Origin of the sequence: Labrenzia sp. THAF187b, assembly GCF_009363375.1 — a bacterium.
In the GTDB taxonomy this organism is placed as follows: domain Bacteria; phylum Pseudomonadota; class Alphaproteobacteria; order Rhizobiales; family Stappiaceae; genus Roseibium; species Roseibium algicola.
Map to the genome: position 1 here is coordinate 899077 of NZ_CP045344.1, position 24031 is coordinate 923107.

21 protein-coding genes and 1 tRNA gene are annotated in these 24031 nt (G+C 54.5%); 12 read left to right on the top strand and 10 right to left on the bottom strand.

The window, feature by feature from the left end:
• The first annotated feature begins 184 nt into the window (after positions 1-184).
• The 3 genes from dnaN to gyrB all read left to right on the top strand — a co-directional run bounded on the left by dnaN (position 185) and on the right by gyrB (position 5076).
• On the top strand, positions 185-1303 hold the full coding sequence (gene dnaN / locus FIV03_RS04175; protein WP_077291059.1) for a DNA polymerase III subunit beta: 1119 nt from the start codon (positions 185-187) through the stop codon (positions 1301-1303).
• 38 nt (positions 1304-1341) lie between these two features.
• Positions 1342-2490, top strand: a complete 1149-nt coding sequence (gene recF / locus FIV03_RS04180; RefSeq protein ID WP_152508758.1) for a DNA replication/repair protein RecF — start codon at positions 1342-1344, stop codon at positions 2488-2490.
• A 132-nt stretch (positions 2491-2622) separates the two neighbouring features.
• Positions 2623-5076, top strand: coding sequence for a DNA topoisomerase (ATP-hydrolyzing) subunit B (gene gyrB / locus FIV03_RS04185; RefSeq protein ID WP_152504884.1), 2454 nt, complete (start codon positions 2623-2625; stop codon positions 5074-5076).
• Between the two features lie 65 nt (positions 5077-5141).
• Here the strand turns inward: gyrB and FIV03_RS04190 are convergent, their stop codons facing one another.
• Positions 5142-7235 (bottom strand): GGDEF and EAL domain-containing protein, encoded by a 2094-nt coding sequence (locus FIV03_RS04190; protein ID WP_152508759.1) that lies wholly within the window; start codon positions 7233-7235, stop codon positions 5142-5144.
• 341 nt (positions 7236-7576) lie between these two features.
• Here FIV03_RS04190 and FIV03_RS04195 point away from each other — a divergent pair, with 341 nt between their 5' ends.
• Positions 7577-7993, top strand: a complete 417-nt coding sequence (locus tag FIV03_RS04195; protein ID WP_152508760.1) for a septal ring lytic transglycosylase RlpA family protein — start codon at positions 7577-7579, stop codon at positions 7991-7993.
• Positions 7994-8351: 358 nt separating this feature from the next.
• On the opposite strand, the gene FIV03_RS04200 is transcribed toward FIV03_RS04195, so the two are convergent.
• The gene (locus tag FIV03_RS04200) at positions 8352-9908 is read right to left on the bottom strand and encodes a cryptochrome/photolyase family protein (protein ID WP_152508761.1); all 1557 of its coding nucleotides are present in this window, start codon (positions 9906-9908) and stop codon (positions 8352-8354) included.
• A 310-nt stretch (positions 9909-10218) separates the two neighbouring features.
• Between FIV03_RS04200 and FIV03_RS04205 the strand changes: the two genes are divergently transcribed.
• The 6 genes from FIV03_RS04205 to FIV03_RS04230 all read left to right on the top strand — a co-directional run bounded on the left by FIV03_RS04205 (position 10219) and on the right by FIV03_RS04230 (position 15668).
• Positions 10219-10295, top strand: a tRNA-Arg gene (locus tag FIV03_RS04205).
• Positions 10296-10453: 158 nt separating this feature from the next.
• Positions 10454-11212 (top strand): helix-turn-helix domain-containing protein, encoded by a 759-nt coding sequence (locus FIV03_RS04210; protein ID WP_152508762.1) that lies wholly within the window; start codon positions 10454-10456, stop codon positions 11210-11212.
• 125 nt (positions 11213-11337) lie between these two features.
• Positions 11338-11670 (top strand): plasmid mobilization relaxosome protein MobC, encoded by a 333-nt coding sequence (mobC, locus tag FIV03_RS04215; protein WP_152508763.1) that lies wholly within the window; start codon positions 11338-11340, stop codon positions 11668-11670.
• A complete protein-coding gene (locus tag FIV03_RS04220; protein ID WP_152508764.1) occupies positions 11660-13285 on the top strand; it encodes a relaxase/mobilization nuclease domain-containing protein in 1626 nt (541 codons plus the stop codon). Before mobC ends, FIV03_RS04220 begins: the two co-directional genes overlap by 11 nt.
• A gap of 2 nt (positions 13286-13287) precedes the next feature.
• On the top strand, positions 13288-14808 hold the full coding sequence (locus FIV03_RS04225; protein ID WP_152508765.1) for an AAA family ATPase: 1521 nt from the start codon (positions 13288-13290) through the stop codon (positions 14806-14808).
• Entirely contained in the window at positions 14805-15668 is an 864-nt protein-coding gene (locus FIV03_RS04230; protein ID WP_152508766.1) for a hypothetical protein, read from the top strand. The genes FIV03_RS04225 and FIV03_RS04230 overlap by 4 nt, the downstream gene beginning before the upstream one ends.
• A 157-nt stretch (positions 15669-15825) precedes the next feature.
• On the opposite strand, the gene FIV03_RS04235 is transcribed toward FIV03_RS04230, so the two are convergent.
• Together FIV03_RS04235 and FIV03_RS04240 are read right to left on the bottom strand one after the other, a co-directional pair.
• Positions 15826-16116 (bottom strand): DUF3892 domain-containing protein, encoded by a 291-nt coding sequence (locus FIV03_RS04235; RefSeq protein WP_152508767.1) that lies wholly within the window; start codon positions 16114-16116, stop codon positions 15826-15828.
• Between the two features lie 67 nt (positions 16117-16183).
• A complete protein-coding gene (locus tag FIV03_RS04240) occupies positions 16184-16918 on the bottom strand; it encodes a hypothetical protein (RefSeq protein ID WP_152508768.1) in 735 nt (244 codons plus the stop codon).
• Here FIV03_RS04240 and FIV03_RS04245 point away from each other — a divergent pair.
• Entirely contained in the window at positions 16917-17153 is a 237-nt protein-coding gene (locus FIV03_RS04245; RefSeq protein WP_152508769.1) for a hypothetical protein, read from the top strand. The genes FIV03_RS04240 and FIV03_RS04245 overlap by 2 nt on opposite strands.
• A 181-nt stretch (positions 17154-17334) precedes the next feature.
• Here the strand turns inward: FIV03_RS04245 and FIV03_RS04250 are convergent, their stop codons facing one another.
• From FIV03_RS04250 to FIV03_RS04270, 5 genes are all read right to left on the bottom strand, one after another.
• Positions 17335-17985: a DUF2026 family protein gene (locus FIV03_RS04250; protein WP_152508770.1), complete on the bottom strand. Its 651-nt coding sequence runs from the start codon at positions 17983-17985 to the stop codon at positions 17335-17337.
• Positions 17982-18896 carry a nucleotidyl transferase AbiEii/AbiGii toxin family protein gene (locus FIV03_RS04255; RefSeq protein WP_152508771.1) on the bottom strand — a complete coding sequence of 305 codons (915 nt, stop codon included), beginning with the start codon at positions 18894-18896 and terminating at the stop codon, positions 17982-17984. The genes FIV03_RS04250 and FIV03_RS04255 overlap by 4 nt, the downstream gene beginning before the upstream one ends.
• A complete protein-coding gene (locus FIV03_RS04260) occupies positions 18886-19803 on the bottom strand; it encodes a hypothetical protein (RefSeq protein WP_152508772.1) in 918 nt (305 codons plus the stop codon). The genes FIV03_RS04255 and FIV03_RS04260 overlap by 11 nt, the downstream gene beginning before the upstream one ends.
• 279 nt (positions 19804-20082) lie before the next feature.
• Entirely contained in the window at positions 20083-20577 is a 495-nt protein-coding gene (locus FIV03_RS04265; protein ID WP_152508773.1) for a hypothetical protein, read from the bottom strand.
• Positions 20570-20965, bottom strand: a complete 396-nt coding sequence (locus FIV03_RS04270) for a helix-turn-helix transcriptional regulator (protein WP_075284336.1) — start codon at positions 20963-20965, stop codon at positions 20570-20572. The genes FIV03_RS04265 and FIV03_RS04270 overlap by 8 nt, the downstream gene beginning before the upstream one ends.
• 272 nt (positions 20966-21237) lie before the next feature.
• Here FIV03_RS04270 and FIV03_RS04280 point away from each other — a divergent pair, with 272 nt between their 5' ends.
• Positions 21238-22395, top strand: a complete 1158-nt coding sequence (locus tag FIV03_RS04280) for a site-specific integrase (RefSeq protein ID WP_152508774.1) — start codon at positions 21238-21240, stop codon at positions 22393-22395.
• 365 nt (positions 22396-22760) lie between these two features.
• On the opposite strand, the gene FIV03_RS04285 is transcribed toward FIV03_RS04280, so the two are convergent.
• The gene (locus tag FIV03_RS04285) at positions 22761-23999 is read right to left on the bottom strand and encodes a saccharopine dehydrogenase family protein (protein ID WP_075283753.1); all 1239 of its coding nucleotides are present in this window, start codon (positions 23997-23999) and stop codon (positions 22761-22763) included.
• Positions 24000-24031 lie beyond the last annotated feature (32 nt).

Sequence of the window (24031 nt, forward strand, 5' to 3'; positions counted from 1 at the left end):
ATCGTGCTAAACCAAGGTTAAAATACACGATATTCTACCAAAATTGGGGGCGTTCGGGCAGAACGCCCCCTTGCTTTTGGAGCCGGTTAAGGGCAGTGTCGTCCACCCCGCTCCACACCGGAGCCAAGAATATTCAATCAGCCCGGCAGTTCAGCCAGGCGCTTCATGAGTACGGAACGAGAGTATGAAAGCGACCCTCGAGCGGACCGACCTCCTCAAGTCCTTGACCCATGTTCACCGCGTGGTCGAACGCCGGAATACCATTCCGATCCTGTCGAACGTTCTTCTGCGCGCCGATGGCGGCGCGATCAACCTGAAGGCTACGGACCTCGATCTGGAAATCGTCGAAAGCGTTCCGGCCATGATTGAATTGCCAGGCGCGACCACGGTTCCGGCACACATGTTCTACGACATCGTTCGCAAGCTGCCGGAAGGCTCGCAGGTGGTTCTGGAAACCACAAGCGACAACGCCACGCTGGAAATCCGCGCCGGTCGCTCGAAGTTCACCCTGCAGATGCTGCCGGAAACCGACTTCCCCGACCTGACCGCGGGCGACTTCAGTCACGGTTTCGCACTGACCGGCGCCGATATCCGCAAGCTGATCGACGCGACCCAGTTCGCGATTTCGACCGAAGAGACCCGTTACTATCTGAACGGTATCTACCTGCACACGGTAGACGCGGGCTCCGGTCTCCAGTTCCGCGCTGTTGCCACAGATGGCCACCGTCTGGCCCAGGCAGAAGTGCCGGCGCCTTCCGGTTCGGCCGGCATGCCGGGTATCATCGTGCCGCGCAAGACCGTTGGCGAGATCCAGAAACTGCTCGAGAACCCGGAAGCCAACGTCCAGATCGAGCTTTCCGATACAAAGATCCGCCTCACGACCGGCTCCGTCATCCTGACGTCCAAGCTGATTGACGGCACCTTCCCGGACTACGGCCGGGTGATCCCGCAGAACAACGACAAGGAAATGCGCGTCGACCGGGACGAGTTCAAGGAAGCTGTCGACCGCGTGTCGACGATCTCCTCCGAACGCGGCCGTGCCGTCAAGCTGTCGCTGACCGAAGGTCGCCTGGTGCTGACCGTGAACAACCCGGATTCGGGCAGCGCGACGGAAGAACTTGCCGTCGAATATGATGCCGATCCGTTGGAAATCGGCTTCAACTCCCGCTACCTGCTCGACATTGCCAACCAGCTGTCGAGCGACACGGCCCTGTTCCGTCTGGCGGACAGCGGCTCGCCGACCCTCATTCAGGACAACACGGTTGACGACTGCCTGTTCGTTCTCATGCCGATGCGGGTCTGATCTAGCCGGCACGCCCAATCAGTAGCGGAAGTGGGGTCATGACAGATTACCGGACGGCGCGGCTGACCCGTCTGTCGCTGACCGGCTTCCGCAACTACAGCACGCTGACATTGCCGATGGCGGCCAGGATGGTCGCCTTCGTCGGCCCCAATGGCGCCGGCAAGACCAATATTCTGGAAGCCATATCCTTTCTGACTGCCGGCCGCGGCCTGCGCCGGGCGGCCCTTGCCGACATAGCGCGCAACGACGGCGATGGCAGCTGGAGTGTTGCCGCAACAGTTCTATTGGATGGGTTCGAAACCAAAATCGGTACAGGTTTGGTGGCCGGCACCTCCGGACGCAAGGTGCGTATCGACGGCGAGGAAGTTCGCGGCTCGGAAAGTCTTTTGGACTACATGCGGGTGCTCTGGCTCGTGCCGTCGATGGACGGGCTGTTCACCGGCCCGGGTTCCGACCGTCGCCGTTTTCTTGACCGGCTGACGCTGGCGATCGACCCGACCCACGGCCGCCGGGTCAGCGACTTCGAAAACGCCCTTCGTCAGCGCAATCGCCTTCTCGATCAGGGTGGCTCCGATGCCTTTCTCAGCGCGCTGGAACAGCAGGTAGCCGAGCTCGGCACCGCCGTCTCCATCGCCAGGGCAGAGACCGTTGATCTGCTCAGCCGGATGATCGCCGGCCAGGCAGCCCAGGACCTGCCGTTTCCCCATGCTTCGGTTTCCCTTGAAGGTGCCTTCGAGGCGGAAACCGCCGGTTTGAGCGCCTCCGACCGGGAGGATCGCTACCGCCAGATGCTGCAGGACGGCCGACACCGCGACCGGGCCGCCGGGCGCACGCTCAACGGACCGCATCTGAGCGATCTCACCGTTCACCACGCGGCCAAGGCGATGCCGGCTTCGCAATCCTCGACCGGGGAACAGAAAGCGCTACTGATAGGCCTTATCCTTGCGCATGCCGAACTGACGGCAAAGGTGTCGGGGATGACGCCTGTCCTGTTGCTTGATGAAGTCGCCGCGCATCTCGATCCCGACCGTCGTTCGGCCCTGTTTTCGAAGCTGGATTCCCTTGGCGGACAGGTCTTCATGACCGGTACGGACGAGGCCCTTTTCGAGGCTTTGCCGGCGGAAGCCGAAGTGTTTGAGATCCGGGAGCACCAGGGCCGCCTGCTGAAGCGAGGCGAGGCCCCTTAAATCCGCCGGAATCTTATGGTTTTCCACCAGAATCCCTTCGCTGGCTTGGCTATGGCCGGCACGTGGTTGAACCCCCGCCGGAACCCCGTATAACGGGGGTGGAAAAGATAAATCGATTGGTGATTGATTCGCATGAGCGACACGTCCACGCCTGAGAGCAGCCCGACCCCCGAAACCAATGGCGGTGCCGAATATGGCGCCGACAGCATCAAGGTCCTCAAGGGCCTCGATGCCGTGCGCAAGCGGCCCGGCATGTATATCGGCGACACCGATGACGGCTCCGGTCTGCACCACATGGTCTACGAGGTGGTCGACAACGCCATCGACGAAGCGCTGGCCGGCCATGCCGACCACGTGACCGTGACGCTCAATCCGGACGGATCGGTTACGGTATCCGATAACGGCCGCGGAATCCCGACGGACCTGCACCCGGAAGAAGGCGTGTCGGCTGCCGAGGTCATCATGACCCAGCTGCATGCGGGCGGCAAGTTCGACCAGAACTCCTACAAGGTCTCCGGCGGCTTGCACGGCGTGGGCGTTTCCGTGGTCAATGCGCTGTCGACAAAGCTGGAACTGCGCATCTGGCGCAACGGCGAAGAACACTCCATGACCTTCGCCCATGGCGATGCCCAGGCACCGCTCAAGGTGGTTGGTCCGGCCAACGGCAGAAAAGGAACCGAGGTGACCTTCCTGCCGTCACCGGAAACCTTCACCAAGACCGAGTTCGATTTCAGCACCCTGGAACACCGGCTGCGCGAGTTGGCCTTCCTGAACTCCGGCGTCCGCATCATCCTGACGGACAAGCGCGGCGTTGAGGACAAGGTCGAGGAGCTGTTCTACGAAGGTGGCCTGGAAGCGTTCGTGCGCTATCTGGACCGTGCCAAACATCCGTTGATCGAGGAGCCGATCAACATGCGGGCCGAGCGTGACGGCATCACGGTCGAAGCCGCCATGTGGTGGAACGACAGCTATCATGAACATGTGCTTTGCTTCACCAACAACATTCCGCAGCGCGATGGCGGTACCCACCTTGCCGGTTTCCGGGCTGCGCTGACCAGGCAGGTGACCGGCTATGCGGAAGCAACCGGCCTGATGAAAAAGGAAAAGGTGAACCTTTCCGGCGATGACTGCCGCGAAGGCCTGACCTGCGTTCTTTCCGTCAAGGTGCCGGATCCGAAATTCTCGTCCCAGACCAAGGACAAGCTGGTTTCCTCCGAAGTGCGTCCGGTGGTCGAAAACCTGATCTCGCAGATCCTGAGCGAATGGCTTGAGGAAAACCCCGCGCCGGCCAAGACGATCGTCTCCAAGGTGGTGGAAGCGGCCTCCGCGCGTGAAGCCGCCCGCAAGGCACGCGAACTGACGCGCCGCAAGGGCGCCCTCGACATCGCCTCCCTGCCCGGCAAGCTTGCCGATTGCCAGGAGCGCGACGCCTCCAAGGCCGAACTCTTCCTGGTGGAGGGTGATTCCGCGGGTGGCTCGGCCAAACAGGGCCGTCACCGCGAAAACCAGGCCGTGCTGCCTCTGCGCGGCAAGATCCTCAACGTGGAGCGGGCACGCTTCGACAAGATGCTGTCCTCGAACGAAATCGGCACGCTGATCACGGCGCTTGGAACCGGCATCGGCAAGGAAGAATTCAACGTCGAGAAGCTGCGCTATCACAAGATCATCATCATGACCGATGCTGACGTGGACGGCGCGCACATTCGCACCCTGCTGCTGACGTTCTTCTTCCGCCAGATGCCGCAGCTGATCGAAAACGGCTACATCTATATTGCTCAGCCACCGCTCTACAAGGTCAAGCGCGGCCAGTCCGAGCAGTACCTGAAAGACCAGAAGGCGCTGGAAGACTATCTGATCGGACAGGGTCTGGACGAAGCTTCGCTGACGCTTGCCAATGGCGAGGTTCGCACCGGCCAGGACCTTCGTGCCGTCGCCGAAACCGCACGGACCATTTCCGACATCTTCGACGGGTTGCATTCACGCTACAACCGCGATGTTGTCGAACAGGCCGCGATTGCGGGTGCGCTGACACCGGAAATCCTGGACGATCAGGGCAAGGCTGAGGAAGCTGCCGCCTATATCGCCCGCCGGATGGACATCCTGGCAGACGAATTCGAACGGGGCTGGACCGGCGAAGCGCGGGACGATGGCAGCCTTGTGTTCAAACGGATGGTTCGCGGCGTGCAGGAAGCCGCAACGATTGACGCTGCCCTGCTTGGCTCCACGGACGCACGCCGTCTTGCAGCACATGCAGCCCATCTGAACGAGATCTACGGCAAGGCCGCTGTCTTGCGGCGCAAGGATATCTCGACGGAAATTCGGGGGCCTCGCGCCTTGCTGAACCAGATCTACGCCGCCGGCCAGAAGGGTATCTCGCTGCAGCGCTACAAGGGTCTCGGCGAGATGAACCCGGAACAGCTCTGGGAAACGACGCTCGACCCGAATGTCCGCTCCCTGCTGCAGGTGAAGGTGCGCGAGGCGGACGACGCCGACGACATCTTCACCAAACTGATGGGAGACGAGGTCGATCCGCGGCGCGAATTCATCCAGGAAAATGCCCTGGCCGTGGCCAACCTCGACATCTAAGGCCCTGGAAAACAAACAAAAAAGCGGCGCTTTGCGCCGCTTTTTTTTACGATCTCAGATTTCGCTCAACCGCCGGGCCAGGGTTCGGGCCGACCGAAGAAGAAGCCCTGTGCCGCCTCGATATCGAGCTCCCTCAGCAGACTGGCCTCTTCCGCCGTTTCAACATGTTTGGCGATCACCTTGATGCCGAGTTCGTGCGCCGCGCGAACCAGCCCGTTCAGGATGGCCGCCTTGGCGGGCTCTTCCACCACCTGCTGAGTGAGGCTCGATTCAAGCTTCAACCATTCGACACGCAGGTTGGTCAACCGCGACAGAACCGGCCAGTGTCCGGCAAAATCGTCAATGGCGGTCTGGCACCCCAGTTCATTCACGAACTTGAAAAACGCCTGAACGCTCGCCGGCTCTCGCAGGAAATCCTTTTCCGCGATTTCAAGACACAGCTTGGATGCCAGCAGCGGATTGACCGACAAACGATGATAGAGCCCGTCACGGAAGACCGGATCGCGGGCGGATTCAGCCGAGACGTTCATCGTCAGGATGGTACGGTCGGGATTGCGCTCTGCCGCGTCCAGCACCTTGTCCAGCGTCCAGGCATCCACCTGTGCAATGAAACCGGAGCGTTCGGCAGCCGAGATCCAGGCACGTGAAGACAGGCCCCGGGCACGATCCCCCTGCAGGCGCAGAAGGATTTCAGAACCGCAGGCCCTGTTCCGCTTCAGGCAGACGATGGGCATCGCGTAGAGCGTCAGCTCGTTGCCACGGAAACTTCCCGGCTCGGGTAGATCCGCCAGCTCACCACCCGCCCCTTCGCAGTCCTGCGGCTGCACCGAATGAACCTGCACGGAACGGCCGCCAAATCGCTTGCCGCGCAAACATGCCCGGTCGGCCAGCCCCAGTAGAGCTGCCGCATCGCCTTCACGCAGCTTCACATTGCTGTCGAGGAACGCCACACCGATGGACCCGCCAATGGTGAACACCCGGTCCCCCACCTCCAGGCGGATACGGTCAAAACCGGCCAGAATTTCCTCGGCGATATCGAGAGCGGCTTCCTCGTTGACCACCGGCACCATGCCGGCAAATTCATCGCCGCCGATCCTGGCGGCTGTACCGAATTCACCCAAGGTCAGGCGCAGGCAAGCCGCGACACGCTGGAGCATGTCGTCACCCGCGTCGTGGCCACCAAGATCATTGACCTTCTTGAACTCGTCGAGATCGATATAAAGAACGGCAAGGCCGATTTCATCTTCTGCGGCAAGCCGGGTCAACTCGCGTTTCAAGGCTTTGGTGAAGGCACGGCGGTTCTCCAGGCCGGTCAGCGGGTCGAGATACGCCAGGCGCCTGTTTTCGGCGGTTTCCTGGGGGCAGTCGACATTGCGCCGGATAACCGCCATGGAGGCACCGATGCCCGGCTTACTTTTCACCGCACCGGGAATGGGAACGAGCCGTACTTCGCACATCTGGCGATCAGCCACGTAACCTGCTGCCTGGAAGCTTCGGTTTTCCGGAATATAGAAGGTCTGCGGCAGTTCGCCTTCCAGATTTTCCAGGGCTTCGGCCAAGAGGTCCACTTCATAGTCGCTGTTGATCAGCTTCAGCAGCTTTCCCGCCATTTCGTCGGGGCTTTCGGAACCGTCGAACACAAGAACGTCGTCCGGAAAATGCTCCAGAAGATCGAGATCTCTTGCGGACTTCGCGGAGCGGATTTCATTTCGCGCCGGCTCTGGCAGGGTAACGATCTCGTCCTGGCCGTGTTCTTCCAGATCGAACTGCACCAGGACGGCCTGGCGCTCGCCCGAGAGGGAGACAAAGGATGTGCAAATCATGTGGTGGCAGAAGGTTTCGCCCGACTGCAGCACGATGGCCCCGCTCGCCTGCGCGGGAACGCCGCTGAAGGCCGCCGACAGAACCGCCTCGCACCGCCGCCAACTGGTTTCCGACAAAAGCGACGGCAGGCTGACCGGCACCGGAAAGACACCTTTTGCGGCGCAAAGCGCCTTCATTTGCTTGTTGTGAACAAGGACGCTGCCATCCTGCGCGACGTAGGCCGCAGCATGGGGAAGAACCTCCAGCAGGGACGTGTGGAAGCCTGTAAGATTATTATTTTCCGCACGACCGGATTGTTCCAGCCGGTCGCTTAAGAACCGATGGCTGACTTGCACCAGACCGCCCTTTCAAATTGCCGTTAAAATGGCGCTAATCAATACACACATGCGCCGCTCCTATGTAAAAATTACTAACACAGTTCAGTTGGCAAAACCGAAACAGAAAAACTACCCACAACTCTTAGAATTTTTATAGTAAATCAAAAATTAATGCGACTCTTTCAAATGTATTTAAAATTTTATGTTTATTTTATACTAACGCCTCATTTATCCCGAAAACTGCCACATTTTGATCACCCTCACGACGTAAAGGCGCCGCTACGGAATGTTACGAGCGTCGTCACGAAACTGTGTTCAAGATCGATCGGGGCGGGCTCACTTGCCCCAGGGGGACTATCATGAAGAGAATTACCTTCGCGCGGCATTTATCGCGCGTTGCCTTGGCGGGTGCCTTGCTTGCAGCAGCAGGTGTCGTCAGCGGTGCTCAGGCGGGCGTCTATCAACAATGCGGGAAAGCGTCCTGGTACAAGCTCGGCGGCACCACCGCCAGTGGTGAACGTGCAAATCCCAATCGGCTGACCGCAGCCCACAGGAGCCTGCCCTTCGGTACGCTGGTGGATGTGACCAATCTTGCCAACGGAAAGACCGTCACGGTGCGTATCAACGACCGGGGCCCCTTTGCCAAGGGCCGTGTTATAGATGTGACCTGGGCGGCAGCAAAAGAGCTCGGTTTTGTCCGCAGAGGCATCACGCGCGTAAAACTTTCCAGCAAAACCGGGAAAATATCTTCCGAATATAAGCAAATTTGCCAATAAATTTGCGGCAGGAAAGACAATATTTCCTTGCCGCAACGGCGCCTCCAAATTGTATGACAAATTTAAAGCGCTGAATTTAATGAATTAATTTGTACGACACATTATTTCATATATGACTCAGTATGAATAACGATCAGTCGCATTACAGTGAATCAAAAAATAAAATATTTTACGGTAATGACAATCGAGAAAGATGCCGCTAGAGTTGCCGCCGTGGTCGATGGGGCCACGTGCACAGTAACTTTATTCGCGCAGTCTAACGGCTGCGCGTTTTTTTTGTAACATTCCTCATCCCGCCGTAACCGGCTCGAAACAGCCCTCGATAGCCTCTGCGTTTGCTTACGCGGACGAGCCACTTTCAGACCTCCTCCCCCTCAAGTAGACGTTTCAGGAAGTCCGCAGCACTTTCCTTGAGTAGCTGCTGTTTTTCCGGCCCCATCCTGGCCCAGGACGCGTAAGGCTGACCGAGCCGCGGATTGCCCTTGAGCACCTCCTTGTTGCGGTCCAGAAAGTCCCAGTAAAGCGCATTGAACGGACAGGCCTTCGGGCCGGTCTTCTGCTTCACGTCATAAGAGCATGCGCCACAATAGTCCGACATCCGGTCGATATAATTGCCGCTCGATACATAGGGTTTGGAGCCGAGAAGCCCGCCATCGGCGAACTGGCTCATGCCAATGGTGTTGGGCGCCTCCACCCATTCATAGGCGTCGGCATAGACCATCAGATACCATTCATGCACTTCCTTTGGCCTGACGCCGGCCAGCAGGGCGAAATTGCCTGTCACCATCAGTCTTTGAATGTGGTGGGCATAGGCTTCTTCCAAGGTCTGGCCGATCGCTTCCGACAGGCAGCGCATGCGTGTCCGTCCGGTCCAGTAGAAATCGGGCAACGGACGGTCGGCGCCAAGTGTGTTGTTGTCGACATAGTCCGGCATCTTCAGCCAGTAGATGCCGCGCACATATTCCCGCCAGCCAAGGATCTGCCGGATGAATCCTTCGGCGGCATTGAGCGGAACCTTGCCGTCTTTCCATGCCTCTTCCACCTTCCGGCACAACACCTTGGCATCCAGCAGGCCGGCGTTCAGATAGGCCGACAGGACCGAGTGGAACAGAAACTTCCGGCCGCTCAGCATGGCATCCTGATATGTTCCGAAATCGGCCAGCATGTCGGCCAGGAAGTGCTCACAGGCCTCTTCCGCGTCCTTGCGGGTCACCGCGAACCAGAATGGCTCAAGATCGCCTATGTGCCCGGAAAATCGACTGGCGACCAGGTCCAGCACCTCTCGCGTGATTGCATCCGGCTCAAAGCGTTTCGGCTCTGGCATGAACAGGTCCGGCTGCGCGGGCTTGCGATTGTCTGCATCATAGTTCCATTTGCCGCCCGCAGGCTTGTCACCGTCCATCAGCAGGCCGGTGGAACGGCGCATCTCGCGGTAGAAATATTCCATCCGCAATTGCTTGCGTCCGTCCGCCCATGCCCGAAAATCCGCCACCGCTGAGAAGAACCGCGTGTCGGTAAGGATCTCTACCGGCAGGGTGAAAGCGTCGGACCAGGAGCGCATATCCTCCAAGACCCGCCACTCGCCGGGTTCGGTAACCACCATCCGCTGTGGCCGCAGGCGTTCGCAGGCCCGCTTCACCTCGCCCTTGAAGCTGCCGCTGTTGTCAGGGTCATCCAGCTTGACGTAATCCACCGTCCAGCCGGCTTCCTTCAGCTCTTCGGCGAAGTGGCGCATGGCGGAGAACAGGAAGGCAATCTTCTTCTTGTGATGGCGTACATAAGTGGCCTCTGCCATCACCTCGACCATCAGAACCCTGTCGTGGGCCGGATCGGCCCGCTTGAGGCTGGACAGTTCAAGTCTCAGCTGGTCTCCCAACACAAGTACAAGCGAACGGCAGTGGTTGGTCTCGGTCATGGGGCTCTGTTTTTTCCGGTCCTGGCCTTCCTACGCACAAGCCCCGCCGCCCTATCACCTCTACGGCCATTTTTTCCTCGCGCTCCCGGATCAAACGACACCCGCCCTTCTTTCTTCGGCCAGTTTCTCCCTGACCAGCCAGGCTCGAGCCCCCAAAAATCACCAACAGGTGCGCAGATAACCCGACGTTCATCCAGCCCCGACAACCCCGCCGATATCTTGTCCAAAATTTCAGAAAGCGATTGCCCCGGATCGCCGGATCTTGTATCAGACCCCTCTATCCGCCGCGCAGCCCTTGCGCGCGCGAAGAGCACCCGTAGCTCAGCTGGATAGAGCGCTGCCCTCCGAAGGCAGAGGTCACAGGTTCGAATCCTGTCGGGTGCGCCAAAAATCTGCAGAAAATTCAATAGCTTATACAATTCTGCGCGTTGCTCTAATCGAGCATTGTTCGCAGTATGTACGAGAAACGACTTTTGTTCGCGTTTTCTCCCCAGCCACGACCTCAGTTCATCTGCAGGTAGCGACATCGTTCCAGGGAGGCGCACATGTCTGAGCGCCGTCCATTCCGGGAAGTTAAGCTTCAGTGGCTGAGACTGCTGAGCTGTGATGCCAATATCAATGACAATGCCAAGTGCATTGCGCTCTATATCGTGACCGCACATGTGAACGGCCACACCGAGAAGGCGTGGCCGTCCTACAAGACCATTGCCGAAGCAACCGGCAAGAGTGTCAAATCCATCCAGCGGGCCATCCGAGATCTGGAAATCGGTGAATGGCTCAGCGTTCAACGCGGGAATGGCGTCGGGCACAATACGGAGTATTGCCCTACCGACGCCTCGATCCTAAAGGCTTCAGAGCTTCGAGAAAAGACGGACAAATCTGTCCCCCTTGCCTCTTCTGAAGGCGGACAGATCTGTCCCGAAAGGCGGTCAGATGTGTCCGGCAAAGGCGGTCAAATCTGTCCACCAAACAAAGAGAAAGAAATAAATAAAAAACCTAACCCGCGTGAGGCGCGCGCGAAGGCGGCTTTCCGTCGCTCCATTCCCGTCGTCGTCCTGCCAACGGCTCAGACCAGACAGGTCGATGAATGGAACGCCTGGCTGGCCGAAAAGACCCTGCCCGACCTGGCGCGGTTCAATCTCGCAACCAGCGTCAACGGCTTCTCCGGATACCAGCTTCCAGGGCGATGGCCACCGGAAGACGGCTCGGACAAAGAGCAAGATTGCCTCTCGTATTTCCTGAACAGACTGCCCGTGATCGCGCACCAATCGGCCTCTCAGACAGCCTACAGGCAAGCGGCATGACTGCGGCGGATCGGACAAGAGCAAGGCGACCCGTGTCATACGACACAGGACCTTGCGAGGGGTGGCAGGCCTCCCCTTCGAACCCCTCCGGACCGCAAACGGCCCGTCTCGCCGAGACGGTTGTTATGCGCTGTACGACGGAGGAAAAGAGACATCTCAAGCGCCGCGCCGCCGCGGACAAAATCTCCGTCTCGGAGCTGTTGCGCGCAGCGTTGGGGCAGATCAAAGCCCCGCGCCGCCGTGCCACACCGCAGGCTGATCCGCAGCTTGTGACAGCGCTCAGCCGCATCGGCACGAACCTGAACCAGATCGCCCGCGCCGTGAACTCCGCCCAGGCCGCCGACGACATGCGTCAGCTCGACGGCCTGCAGCTGCTCGCCGAGCTGATCGGCATCGAGCGCCAGATGTCGGCCCTCCTTGCCAGCCACACACGGCGGGACGCAGATCATGCTGATTAAGCTGTTCCGCAGTGGCAAGGGCGGCGGGGCGGCACCGGTCGATTATCTGATCGCCTCTCATGTGCTCGACTACGACGCCAATCGCGATCTCATCCGCGACGACGCTGGCGTCCCGCTGATGAAGAGCCGCGATCCGTTGCCGGAAGTGCTGGCGGGCGACGCGGACCACACCCGGGCGCTGATCGATGCCTGCCCCCACGCCTGGACGTACCGGGCCGGCGTGATCAGCTTCGATAAGGACGACCATCCGAGCGAAGAGCAGCAGCAGGCCGTCATGGACGCCTTCGACGAGCTCGCCTTTTCTGGTCTAGACCGCGACCAGGTCGACATGCTCTGGGTTCGGCACAGCCACGAGGGCCGCGTGGAACTGCATTTCTGCACGCCGCGCATGGAGCTTACGTCCGGCAAGAGTCTCAACATCGCCCCGCCTGGCTACCAGAAGGCCATGGATGCCCTGCGCGACATGCTCAACAAGGAGCATGGCTGGGCCGATCCGCAAGATCCGTCCAGGTCGCAGGACACCAAGCAGCTTCCGGAAAAGAAGCTTCGGGCACAGGGCCGCGAGGACATCCAGAACTGGCTGGAAGACCTGATCGTCACCGGTCGCATCTCATCCCGGCCGGACATGGTTGCCGCACTTGAGGGCGCCGGCTTCGAACTGCCCCGCCAGGGCAGAACCTATCTCACAGTCAAAGACCCGGACAGCGACACCCGCTGGCGGCTCAAGGGAGACATTTTCCATGCAGATTGGACCAGAGAGAAGACCGCTCAGAGAGCGACTGAGCGAGAACATCGAGCAGATGCACGAGGATCAGAACGCCTCGCTGCTCGAAGCCTTTCAGACCTCCGAGACGAATATCGAGCGCATGTTGAAAAGCGCAGGGTCTACAATCAGCAAAGATATCCGCACGTCCCAGGAGAAACTGAACGCAACGTTAGAAAGGCACTTGAGGTCGAGCGAGGAACAGATCCATCAGCTGAAAACAGGCATGGCGGAAAACGAGAGATTGGCGGCGAAGAACCGCTTGTTGAAACTCTCGGCAGCGATTCTGGTCTCGGTCGTCCTGACGCTTGGCGGGGTTCTGTTCCTGGAGAACCACTTGAGAGGGGCGCTGATCGCCTCTGCCTTCAATCAGACAACTTACACGGAATTTCCGATCCTGATCTTCGACACGAAAACCGGCACGTACGAGCGTTGCCGGGACATAGACGGGAATTTCTCCTGCCACCTAACCAAGTAGAGCACCATGACAGACACCAATCCCTCCGCACCGAACCTGCCATCCCAACAAACCCTGACGCCGCTCGAGCGCGGGTTGCTGAGCTTGGTCGAACGCTTGACCAAAGCCTTCGAACATTCGACCGCTCAGCTGGAGCATTTGGAAAGACGCTCGACCGGCTTGCTGGAAGAACGGCTGACCGAACTCGAAACGTTGCTCGACAGGTCCATCAGCTCGCAACGGGCCTTCAACGAGGCCTTGCTCGACTTGCTCAGTGCGCCGGAATCCTCCGGCAGATCGGTGGAAGAGCTCTACGGGGCTACGGAAAAGCTCAACAGCTCCAGAATCCTGCGATAAATACAAGACGCTCACGCAAAACACGTCGAGAGCGCTAGGATTGCTGCCACGTTCTAAAGTTGCATCTTTTCGCACTCAACTCTATGAGTACATAAATGTCATCCTTGAGTCACCAATTGAGACAGATATGCAGCATTCAGAGAGTGAAGTAGCTATTTCATTGGAAGCTTTTCAGATACTCGGCCTCTATGACGAGTTTGATTATATGATTCCATTTAATACACAGGAACATGTTACCGCTGTAATAGCACCCAATGGGGCTGGAAAAACTTTATGTCTAAAAGCAATTGATGCTTTATTTGGAAGAGAGTGGAAGTTTTTTAGAGGAATAGTTTTCGACGCCGCTCGCTATTTATTCTCTGACGGAACCTCAATTGAGATTTTAAGAAAGAAACTTGATGACGATAATTTAGAGTTTGACGAAAACCTCGAGGAAGAACCCTCTTTATACATATCCATGCTCCGCGATGGAGAGTGGATACGCTCGCTCCTCCCGAGTGGGAAAAGGCGTCCCTCGAGGAAATACGAATTTCACTTACCCTTTCTTCAAAGAGTCGGACCGGATCGGTGGCTAGACGCTCGTAGTAAAACCATAATTCGAAGCCGGGAAATAGAAGAGAGGTTTTCTGATGAATTACCAAATCCAGCGAAATTGTTTGTCAACCGGGAAGCGTTATCTAGTATCTTTTCCTTTTTAAAGCGCATTAATTGCAATTTTATTGAAACACAAAGACTTATTGTTTTATCTCAAGAATTCGACGAAGATGACGAAGACAACGAAAATTTTTTTCTTACGCAAGCGGGAAAAACGCAGTTTGCTATCGAACAAAAAGCAGACATGCTCAAATCAATTATTCGTAGTGAGCTAACAAAATACGCCGCGCTCTCTCAATCATTAGACCGAACATTTCCTCAGCGTGTCATTCGCTCAGCAATTGAACATCGAGCCACACCCGACATTGCCGAAGAATTAGAACTCTTAGACACCCTTCGAAAACGTTATATGTCGGTCGGCATTTTGGAAAGTGAACACGATGTTCCTGTAAATATGCCGACCGGCTCTTATGATGACGAGGCAATAAATGCACTTCTCGGTGTATATGTTGAAGACAACAAGAAAAAACTAAATGCACTTTCAGAAATATATGAAAAAATTTCTCTATTTAAGTCTTTGATGGAGAATAGATTCGGAAAAAAAGAAATTGAAATAAACAAAACTGATGGATTGGCAGTTACATATAAGGGAAGACGAATTCCTGTCGAGAAACTCAGCTCTGGAGAGCAGCATCAGCTAGTTCTGTTTTTCTCACTGCTATTTGAAATGCCCTCAAATTCTCTAATTCTAATTGATGAGCCAGAAATTTCGCTTCACATTGCCTGGCAAAAGAAATTCATCGGCGACTTAATAGAAATTATAAAGCTGCGAAATTTTGACGTTGTACTTGCAACTCACTCACCTCAATTAATAGGTCGTTGGACAAATTTGGTTGTTGAGCTTGGTGATGTTTATGAAGGCGAGCATCCTTTTGGGATAATTGATTTTGAGGACCCGTTCGCATGAAGTCGATGACCAACGAGATCGGTCCTGAGGAAATTTTTGGCGAACTTCTTCTTATGCGACAAGAGTTCAAAGGCGCTCAATTGCTACTTGAAGGTGCGAATGATATCGACAGGTTCGAGAAGTTTGTGGATAGCAATACCTGCTCAATAACAAATTGCTATGGAAAACCCAATCTGCTGGGAGCAATGAAGATTGCGCACGAAAAAGAGTTCGTGGGTTGCATTGGCCTAGCAGACGCAGACTTCGACCGTGTCTTAGGCAGATTGGAGCAACTTCCAGACTTAATCTACTCAGAATGCTATGATTTTGATATGGATACTATTCGAACGGAGGCTACGTCTCGCTATTTAAGATTAGCTGGTGACGAAGATAAATGTAAATCTATCGGTTCTCACGATAAAATCGTTGATTCGATTGTTCTATCCTTGTCGCCCGTTTCTCATGCAAAACTTGCGAATGAAATGTTCAGACTTGGTTACCCTGTGGGTAATGTTCAATGGTATAAATTTTATGAAGACTTCCAAATTGATAAAGGAAAGCTTGTCGCTGGAATTTTAGGTAAAACTGTTTGCGAAGTAGGCAAAGTAGAAAAATTAAAAGCTCATATCGAATCTGCAGCCGCAAATAATTTTGATCTCCATCAGATCACCAACGGTCATGATTTTTGTTGGGCTTTAGGTGTCAATCTTCGGAAGAAGCTGGGGGATCGAAACAAAAATCAAACCATCGGCAAGGAAGTTGAAATGCACCTCAGACTTGCCATAAGTGAATCCGATTTCAAAACCATGAGTGTTTTCGATTCAATTGTTCAATGGGAGAAAAGAACTGGCCACCTTGTTTTAAAAAGAACAATTCTATAGTTGGCGTAGATATAATCTAGTTTGTTTTTTAATTTTAACCATTATTTCAATCACACTGGAATCCAACCCGGATGAAGGTGACTTCCGCGGCTAAATGCTGCGCAGCATCCGATTTCGTGGCTTTTGATCGAACGACTTTGAACGCCTTTCGGGTTCATCAAGGGCATTCAGGAAGACTCAGAAGATTGTTCGGCTGGTCACCGTCCGCAGTCGTCTTCAGATATTTGTTTCCAGAAGCACTTACGGCCACAACCACATTTACGCGATCACCGGCAGGCTGTTCCACGTAGAATGCAAACTCACTGCTTTCGATGCCTTGAATGGCTCTGTCTAAATTGAGTTTCCAGCGGTTACCGTCTGGGTTCGTGCCGCCAATACTGCTTATGCGCTCCCAAGCGCTTTGTCGGTCAGTTTTTTTAATGCATCTAACTCTGGCGGTAATGGTCATAATAAATTCCTCCCAATAGCAACTGGAAGGTATCACACTTATGACGCGAATGTCGGGTTGGGTACTTTCATCGCCAATCAGGGCCATCGTAGTCGTGAGGTGGCTCTATTTCATTCCAGCGAGCGGCAACTTCACTGCATGACGCTTCAACACGCTCTCTAAAGCGTTCGTGTGAACGGCTTGCTTTGACAACTTTTGTCTCCGCAAGATCAACGGCCATGCACAGTCGGGGCAAAGGCTGCATTTGTCCGTCTTCCAAGGCCCACAATATCAGGGCGGATGCGGCGGCGAGCCTATCCGTTATTGCGGTTCGGTCGGAAGAAAACGCATATAAGAGGATCAAACCGCCAGCGAAAATTTCGCCATCTTGTGACTGTGTGACCAATGCGTCGAGCGACACTTTGAGCTTCACACCAGAAATAGATTTCAGGAGAGTCTTGGGGTTGGCCGATAGCTCATATCGGCCAAATCGTCGTGGCGTAAATGTGTCCTGAAATGCTCGAACCGCTTTTATACAGCGAAGCGCTTCGTCGCGATTGTATCCGCTTTCCATGAGCGTCCTGGCCTCAAGTTTACCTGCTAGGAAATCGAGTCCGTCTCGATCAAAATTGTCTGTGGTCAGAGCTCTCTTCAACGCTTGGCGTACTTGAGAGTACGCTGCAACTTCAACCTTTTTTGGGAATTTTGCGGCACATATTAATTTGGTGCGCTGTGTCGCATGCACTGTCGATAGATAGTCAGATATGTGGTTCACTGAGAACTGAGGATAGCGGTTAAATCCGTAGTTTGGAGTGTCAGTCATGGATGATATCGCTTTGATTGCAAAATTGGATAATGACACCACGCTTTACGTGTCACCCATGCACGACGAAACATATCGCGAGTATATTGAGGACGATACTCTCGGTGGTTCTATGGGTTATTTCATCACCCGCGAACGAAAAAATCAATTTGAAGTTCTCGCCAAGGCTGCAAATCTTGATGCAGCACGCGAAATTTTTGGCATGCTCACAGCTAATCTTCATGGTTCTCGATAAGGCGAGTAAGGGCACGAGTGCAAGTCAAGATCGATCTCGTATTTTATGGTTTTAACCACACCACAATCTGCTGTGGTTGACCTTACCCCTTGTAGAACCGTTTTTGCCCGCTTGACTGGACCCGATGACGCAAGAGCTACCCTCTGGGTTTACCGGTTTGAGGCTGTCTTGGAAGCTTACGTCACCAGGAACCCAAGACAGCATGTTTTGGGAGGTTCAAATGATAGATCTGCCCTAAATCGTTAGTCATCGAAATTAATGGCTTCTGTTTTGCCCCTCGTTTTCCAAACCATTTCTCGCCGATGGCGATTAGGTCTGTATTACCTGGTGTTTCAAGAAACTGATCGAGAAGCTTTTCGGTTAGCTCGGGGTCGGGTAGTGTGAAAAAATCGCCTGCCGCCTTGAGTTCGCTCGCATTCGCAGCTTCGTCGCCCAGGCGTTTTTGGAGCATCTTGCGGGTAATTGATGCTGGTGGATTGTATTTGGCAAAGGCCTCTGGAAAGACAGGCGCCATGAAATCAATGATATGCGTTTCTGTCTGAATCCACATATGAAAGGCTTCCGGGTCAGACGAAAGGCCCTGATCCCCCTGCCTTCCGAAACAGGCGACGTCTGGCTCGTCGTTGACGCACAGTGCAAATGCGCCGGCTACTGGCCGGGATGGAATTTTGTAATGTTTGTTAAGCAGGTAGGAGCCTAATGAGGCAAAGAATATGCATGCCTTCTCAACCTTTCCAATATCCTGCAGAATGCCATGAGCAATGCGGTAGATACGATTGTATTCAAACAGGGGGAACAAGAACTTTTTGCTGGTGAGCTTACTACCGTTCATTTGCTTTCATCATTTTTCGCGCTCCACGGGAGTTCCCGGTAAAAAGCATCGACCCGAGCAAAACATTCATCAAAATCCGGCACCTCCCCTATTTCGAGCTCAAGTGTTTTCCATTCCTCTTTGGCTCTGCGAATAATTTCCGGTTGGGACAGAGATTCAGGATGAGGTTCGATATGACGTGCCCTGCATTTTTTCAAAAGCACCTCACATAGCCGGCTTTTTTCATCCTTGTCCAAACTGAAACGCATTAGCAACGCATCTAGATCGTATATGTCCTGACGCCGGTAGCGGTTGCGCATTTCCTGTTGCAGCAGGGCACGAAGCTTCTCCGCCATCAGGTCGATCAGCGAATAGGCATAAAAAGATCCCCCCGTGTCGGCGAGATTCACGATTTGAATTGCCCCGACAGGTTCCCTGAAACTGATATCGACGTCCAGCACATTGGCTGCCCTTCCCTGCTCCAGCATGTCTGCTTGTCTGGTTCCCCGATCGGCATATGCAACTTTGAGCATCAGGGCCGGTCCTTCGGCTTTAGGGAAGAGTTTGGCATTGGGGAGATATCTGCACGACTGGACGGCACATATCAGTTCGGGGTAACCGAGCTCTGCTGTCGCCCGTGGAAAGACTGCGTCAAGTTCCTTCTTGAAATCATCAGCTATACCGGGTTCCGGATCGAGGCAGGCTGTGAAATCCAGATCACCGGTCTGGCGAGGGCTGCCATAAACAACTCCCATCAGAATCCCGCCTTTCAGAAAAACCTGGTGGCGATAGGATTGGATCATGCCGAGGGCTGTAAGGAAGACTTCGGTTGCCTGGCGTTCGTGATAGGCTTGGGGATCAGCCCTGGCCTTCTCCACCCACTCACCGATGTTCACTGTAACGCTTTCAGTCTGTTCTTCTTCACCCGACATTTATCGAAAGCATCCAATCTTCTGAGTATCTGTTTGCAAAGGGAGCCCCTGGATCCAGAATCCGACTACCGCCTCTTTGCGCAAATTGTTTCCATGCAAGAACGCGGGTATCCCGAATTCCGAGACGTTCTTCAAGGATGTACCCTGCCCGGACTTTGTGGATAGGTTTGGGAGCCACATCGATGCGCTTAATGATCTCTTCGGCATAGGTCTTGGCATGTTCCTCCCATGTTTCCAGAACGTGGAGCATGCCGCCACATCGCTCCGGCATGTCAACCATATCCAGAAACGTTTGACCAATCGATGCAACACGTGCGTACGATCCCCGGACCTGGCGCCACTCACCATGCATTTTGGTTTCAAGGGCATTGATTGCCCTCTTGCGCACGGTCTTGGGATGGTGAACTGCATGAAGCGGAACAACGTAGATATGCGTTTGCTCGGATAGATCGGGATAGTCAGCTATGAACTGCCTTGCCAAGGCTTCTGTAAGCTGTGCCGGCGAAGGCTGGGTGATGAATAATGGCTTCGAGCGTCTGTTTGTCAGCCCGTATTGTTGCATTGCGGACAGATGGGAAATGTAGCAATAGCGGTCAGCTAGGCAGACAATTTCGTCGGCCGACCTATCGCCTTCTGTTTGAACACGCCACATCCTGGAGTAATCGGCATCCTTGTGAAGCAGCCCCTCGTTCCGCAGAGCGTCTCGCACGCGGTAAAACGTTTCTTGAGAGGGAAATTCACCCCTCAGATATTTAACCTTTCCCTCGCGGTAAATATCCCAGACGTGTTTGAAAATTTCGTAGTTGGAAACCAGAGGGATCGAATCATCGATCAACCGCTCCGCTAGGGCTTCGCCCAAGCGGGTCATGCGTTTTATGTCTGTAAAAAATTGGTGCTTCTTGTCCATTTAAATCCGATTACAATACCTTTTACGTCCTAAGGACGTAAAAGGTATTGTAATCCGTTATATCCACACACCACCTAGAAGTCAATAATCGTTGACAAAACGAGTTCGCGTGATACCCTTAGGCACCCGTCCTTAGGACGGGTGCCTAAGGGTATCAGGGTAAACCTTCAATCCAAAAATTAGACAAAAAAATTTGACGACGAAGCCCGTTAATAAAGGAAACGCCCATTTCGTTAATTAAGCGCCGCCACTAATTAAATTGCTGAAAACAGCTGGCGGTCAGGAACTTGAACCGGAAGAGTCATGGCGCGCTTTAACAAAGCGGCCGATGTCAGCGGGAACGAACGTCCACTTTTTATTCGACTGACCATCCGACCCAGTAACCGCAGGCCGTTTCCACAGTCCGAAATGCTGTTCTAGTGACTCCAGAAAATACAACATGATCAGTGACAATATAAGAACGAACGCATTACTCACAGTTCCATAGATTGACATTTCGATTACGCTGAATACGCGACCCATCAACATCAACAAGGAACAAATAAAACCTAAAACGATAAGAAGTTTAACCTTTAAGGCGTTTCTCTTCCAAAACCGCTCGAAATGGCTCATCGAAATATGTGCTCGGATCATTTCCATGTCTTCTCGTGGAAAGGAAACTTGCCCATTTTCAAATGGAACCCCATGCATGGCACACATTTCGGCAATTTTCTTGCGATGTAGTGCCAACATTGCTTCGTAATAAATCGAATCTTCACCCGACAAGTCAGCCATTGCCTGCGAAACTTTCTTTTTGTTCCAATTTTTTCTGCTTCAGTTCATGGAAATAAAACTGATCGAACATCTTACAAATTAGCTGCACCTCTTGATCTGCGGTCAAATCTAGTCCGCATTCTTCCGCAAAGGTGCGAGCAGCCAAGACTGCCGATTTGACGATTTGTGTTGCAGCTTCTCGCGTGGGGTCTCCGTCTCCCAAAAACAGCCACGCTGGGGAAACGTCAAAGTCATGACATAGCGCCAAAACCACAGTGCTCGGGATCGGCGTGGCCCCTCTTTCGTAGTTTTTATATGCAGTGCCCGAGACCCCAAGATCTTTGGCAAATTGAAGCTGGCTCTTTCCAACGCGAACGCGGAACTCCCGTAGTCGGTTGTGCAAATCCATTTTTCGCCTTGCGTATAGACCGAATTGTGTCTATTTTCGCCTTTATTGACCCATATTCGCTGTATGGTGCCACGCCCACCTATTCCGTTCAAGGGAAAGGCTGAAATGAATCTAGAAACCCCGAAACAAGCCGCTGAACGTACAATCTTCACCGAGAAACGCATCCGTGCCTGGATCAGCCAGGGCAAGATCCGGCACGTGAGGATTGATGGGAGCCTGTTCCTTCCAGAAGGAGCAATTGAAGAGTTGATTGAACGAAGCACGATTGAGCCATGCCAAGACCCGCAGACCCACCAAAACTCAAAAAGCGCAAGAACCGGCCGTTCTTCTTCATTGTCTTCCACGATCCCGAGACTGGAAAAAGACGTGAGTGTTCAACAGGTACTTCGAACCGTGACGAAGCTGAGGAAAAGCTCGAAGACTTCCTGAGGGATAGGCGTACCCAACGAACAGGGCGCCCCGTTCCGCCACACAAAATGAAAATTGCCCAAACGTTGGATGACTACGCAAACTTCAAAATGGGAAAGAAAGCGGCAGAACGCCTGAGCTACTCGTTATCCAATCTCCTTACATTCTGGCAGGATAAAACCGTTGATCAGATCAACCCGGAGACGGTCGAGCAATACTGGAGGACGAGTTCTCGCAAGCGGTCGACCTGCCGCCGCGAACTCACGGACCTTAGATCCGCAGTCAATCATGCAATCCGAATGAACCGTTTGCAGGAGTTTCGCTTTCCTGAACTTCCAAAGGACGGCAAACCCAGGAAGCGATGGCTGACGCAGTCCGAGTATGTGCGCCTGTTTTGGGCTGCTGGCGATGAGTACCGAAGCAAATTCACTTTGCGGCTATTTCTGATGATCGCCTATTACACGGGAGCCCGTAAAAACGCGATCATGGAGCTGGAATGGTCGCAAATCGATTTCGAGGCGGGGATGCTGAATTTCAACAAGGAAGGCGCGGAGTTCGATGAGGAAGATGATCCAGAGGGTGGCAAACCTCGATCTTATATCCCGATGCCTCCGGAGCTATCGAGGCATCTGAAACGCAGGTTCGACCTTTATGGCGACAAGACCAACTTCGTCTTTCATCAAAAACACGATCCGACAAGACGCGTCAAAAGTATCGACAAAGGCTTTCGGCAAGCGGCAAAAAAAGCAGGCTTGAAGCAGGTCACACCACACACGCTTCGCCATACCCGCGTGAGTCTTCTGGTTCAGGCTGGCGAGAAAATCTCCGACGTCTCAGAGTACATGGCGATGAGCTTCCAGACCCTGGAGAAGGTCTATTCTCATTTCAATACGGACCATATTCGTGACATGGCGCAGCGATTAGGACGTTCGCGAAATGCTCGCGGAATCAATTCCAGGGAAAGAGAAATCCGGGAAAAATCGGAAAATTTCGAGAACACGGAAAATCGAGAAATCGCATGAATTCAATATCTTATGGATTTACACAATCCTCCGAAGGCAGAGGTCACAGGTTCGAATCCTGTCGGGTGCGCCAATTCTCCTGACTTTCATTATCTTGATCAGCCATTGGGCATTGGCTCGCTGCGATGGGCGTTTTTGCCTTTCTGTGAACACCCTTCTCTACCTGAATTTCAAAGCGACCAAATCGGGCGCTCAGAGGACCGGCCTGGGCAGGCAGGCTGCAGGATATTTTTGCGAAAGGACGGCTTTCTGTTCGTGGGCGGGGCCTGAGGGCACGTTGCAGCCCGTTTGCGGTTGACTGAAACGCAAACAGCCCCGATTGTAACCGGGGCTGTGCAGGTTGATCCGCTGGAAAAGGCCTGGACCTAGAACTCCAGGGCGCGGTCGCCGTTGGCGTCCTTGATGCGGGTCGGCAGGCCGATGCGGTTGAGGATGCCGAGGAAGGGATGCGGCGGCAGTTCTTCCACGTTGGCCATCTTCTTCACGTCCCATTCGCCAGTGGCGATCAGCATGGCAGCCGCGACCGGCGGAACGCCCGCAGTGTAGGAAATGCCCTGGCTGCCGACTTCCTCATAAGCTTCCTTGTGGTCGGCAACATTGTAGATGAACACCTCGTGCTCCTTGCCGTCCTTGGTGCCTTTCACGAAATCACCGATGCAGGTCTTGCCGGTGTATTCAGGCGCCAGCGAAGACGGATCCGGCAGACACGCCTTGACCACCTTCAGCGGTACGACTTCCAGTCCTTCCGCCGTCTTGACCGGCTGCTCGGACAGGAGGCCGATGTTCTTCAGAACGGTGAAGACGTTGATGTAGTGCTCGCCGAAGCCCATCCAGAACCGGACGTCCGCGCCGTCCATGTTCTTTGCAAGGGAATGCACTTCGTCGTGGCCACACAGATAGGCCATGCGCTTGCCGACCACCGGCAGGTCATATTCCTTGCCGATCTCGAACATCTTGTTTTCCTGCCACTTGCCCTGCTGCCAGGAATAGACCGTGCCGGTGAACTCCCGGAAGTTGATCTCCGGATCAAAGTTGGTGGCGAAATAGCGCTGGTGGCTGCCGGCGTTGATGTCGACGATATCGACCTCGGTCACCTTGTCGAGATAGTCGTCCTTGGCAAGGCGGGCATAGGCGTTGACGACGCCCGGGTCGAAACCGGCGCCCAGAATGGCGGTGACGCCCTTTGCGGCGCATTCCTCGGCCCGTTTCCATTCGTAGTTGCCATACCAGGGCGGGGTCTCGCAGATCTTGCCCGGCTCTTCGTGAATGGCCGTGTCGATATAGGCCGCTCCCGTCTCCAGACAGGCGCTGAGGACGGACATGTTCAGGAAGGCGGTGCCGACATTGATGACGATCTGCGCACCGGTTTTGCGGATCAGCGCGCTGGTTGCGGCAATGTCCAGAGCGTTGAGTTCGTGTCCTTCCAGAACACCCGGCTGCTTCAGCGCCTTCTTGGCATGCACGGTTGCGATGATGTCGTCGCATTTGGATTTGGTGCGCGAGGCGATATGTATATCGCCGAGAACATCATTGTTCTGAGCGCACTTATGCGCCACCACCTGAGCGACACCTCCGGCGCCGATGATGAGAACAGTCTTTTTCATTTGATAAAGATACCTTCCTTGGACCTTGGGGG

What these genes read in the sequence shown, in the direction of transcription:
- mobC (WP_152508763.1), top strand. Translation starts at nt 11,338, where the DNA reads ATGCGCTGTACGACGGAGGAAAAGAGACATCTCAAGCGCCGCGCCGCC.
- FIV03_RS04235 (WP_152508767.1), bottom strand. Translation starts at nt 16,116, where the DNA reads ATGACCATTACCGCCAGAGTTAGATGCATTAAAAAAACTGACCGACAA.
- FIV03_RS04245 (WP_152508769.1), top strand. Translation starts at nt 16,917, where the DNA reads ATGGATGATATCGCTTTGATTGCAAAATTGGATAATGACACCACGCTT.
- FIV03_RS04220 (WP_152508764.1), top strand. Translation starts at nt 11,660, where the DNA reads ATGCTGATTAAGCTGTTCCGCAGTGGCAAGGGCGGCGGGGCGGCACCG.
- FIV03_RS04230 (WP_152508766.1), top strand. Translation starts at nt 14,805, where the DNA reads ATGAAGTCGATGACCAACGAGATCGGTCCTGAGGAAATTTTTGGCGAA.
- recF (WP_152508758.1), top strand. Translation starts at nt 1,342, where the DNA reads ATGACAGATTACCGGACGGCGCGGCTGACCCGTCTGTCGCTGACCGGC.
- FIV03_RS04200 (WP_152508761.1), bottom strand. Translation starts at nt 9,908, where the DNA reads ATGACCGAGACCAACCACTGCCGTTCGCTTGTACTTGTGTTGGGAGAC.
- FIV03_RS04265 (WP_152508773.1), bottom strand. Translation starts at nt 20,577, where the DNA reads ATGGCTGACTTGTCGGGTGAAGATTCGATTTATTACGAAGCAATGTTG.
- FIV03_RS04270 (WP_075284336.1), bottom strand. Translation starts at nt 20,965, where the DNA reads ATGGATTTGCACAACCGACTACGGGAGTTCCGCGTTCGCGTTGGAAAG.
- FIV03_RS04210 (WP_152508762.1), top strand. Translation starts at nt 10,454, where the DNA reads ATGTCTGAGCGCCGTCCATTCCGGGAAGTTAAGCTTCAGTGGCTGAGA.
- FIV03_RS04260 (WP_152508772.1), bottom strand. Translation starts at nt 19,803, where the DNA reads ATGGACAAGAAGCACCAATTTTTTACAGACATAAAACGCATGACCCGC.
- FIV03_RS04195 (WP_152508760.1), top strand. Translation starts at nt 7,577, where the DNA reads ATGAAGAGAATTACCTTCGCGCGGCATTTATCGCGCGTTGCCTTGGCG.
- gyrB (WP_152504884.1), top strand. Translation starts at nt 2,623, where the DNA reads ATGAGCGACACGTCCACGCCTGAGAGCAGCCCGACCCCCGAAACCAAT.
- FIV03_RS04255 (WP_152508771.1), bottom strand. Translation starts at nt 18,896, where the DNA reads ATGTCGGGTGAAGAAGAACAGACTGAAAGCGTTACAGTGAACATCGGT.
- dnaN (WP_077291059.1), top strand. Translation starts at nt 185, where the DNA reads ATGAAAGCGACCCTCGAGCGGACCGACCTCCTCAAGTCCTTGACCCAT.
- FIV03_RS04285 (WP_075283753.1), bottom strand. Translation starts at nt 23,999, where the DNA reads ATGAAAAAGACTGTTCTCATCATCGGCGCCGGAGGTGTCGCTCAGGTG.
- FIV03_RS04250 (WP_152508770.1), bottom strand. Translation starts at nt 17,985, where the DNA reads ATGAACGGTAGTAAGCTCACCAGCAAAAAGTTCTTGTTCCCCCTGTTT.
- FIV03_RS04240 (WP_152508768.1), bottom strand. Translation starts at nt 16,918, where the DNA reads ATGACTGACACTCCAAACTACGGATTTAACCGCTATCCTCAGTTCTCA.
- FIV03_RS04280 (WP_152508774.1), top strand. Translation starts at nt 21,238, where the DNA reads ATGCCAAGACCCGCAGACCCACCAAAACTCAAAAAGCGCAAGAACCGG.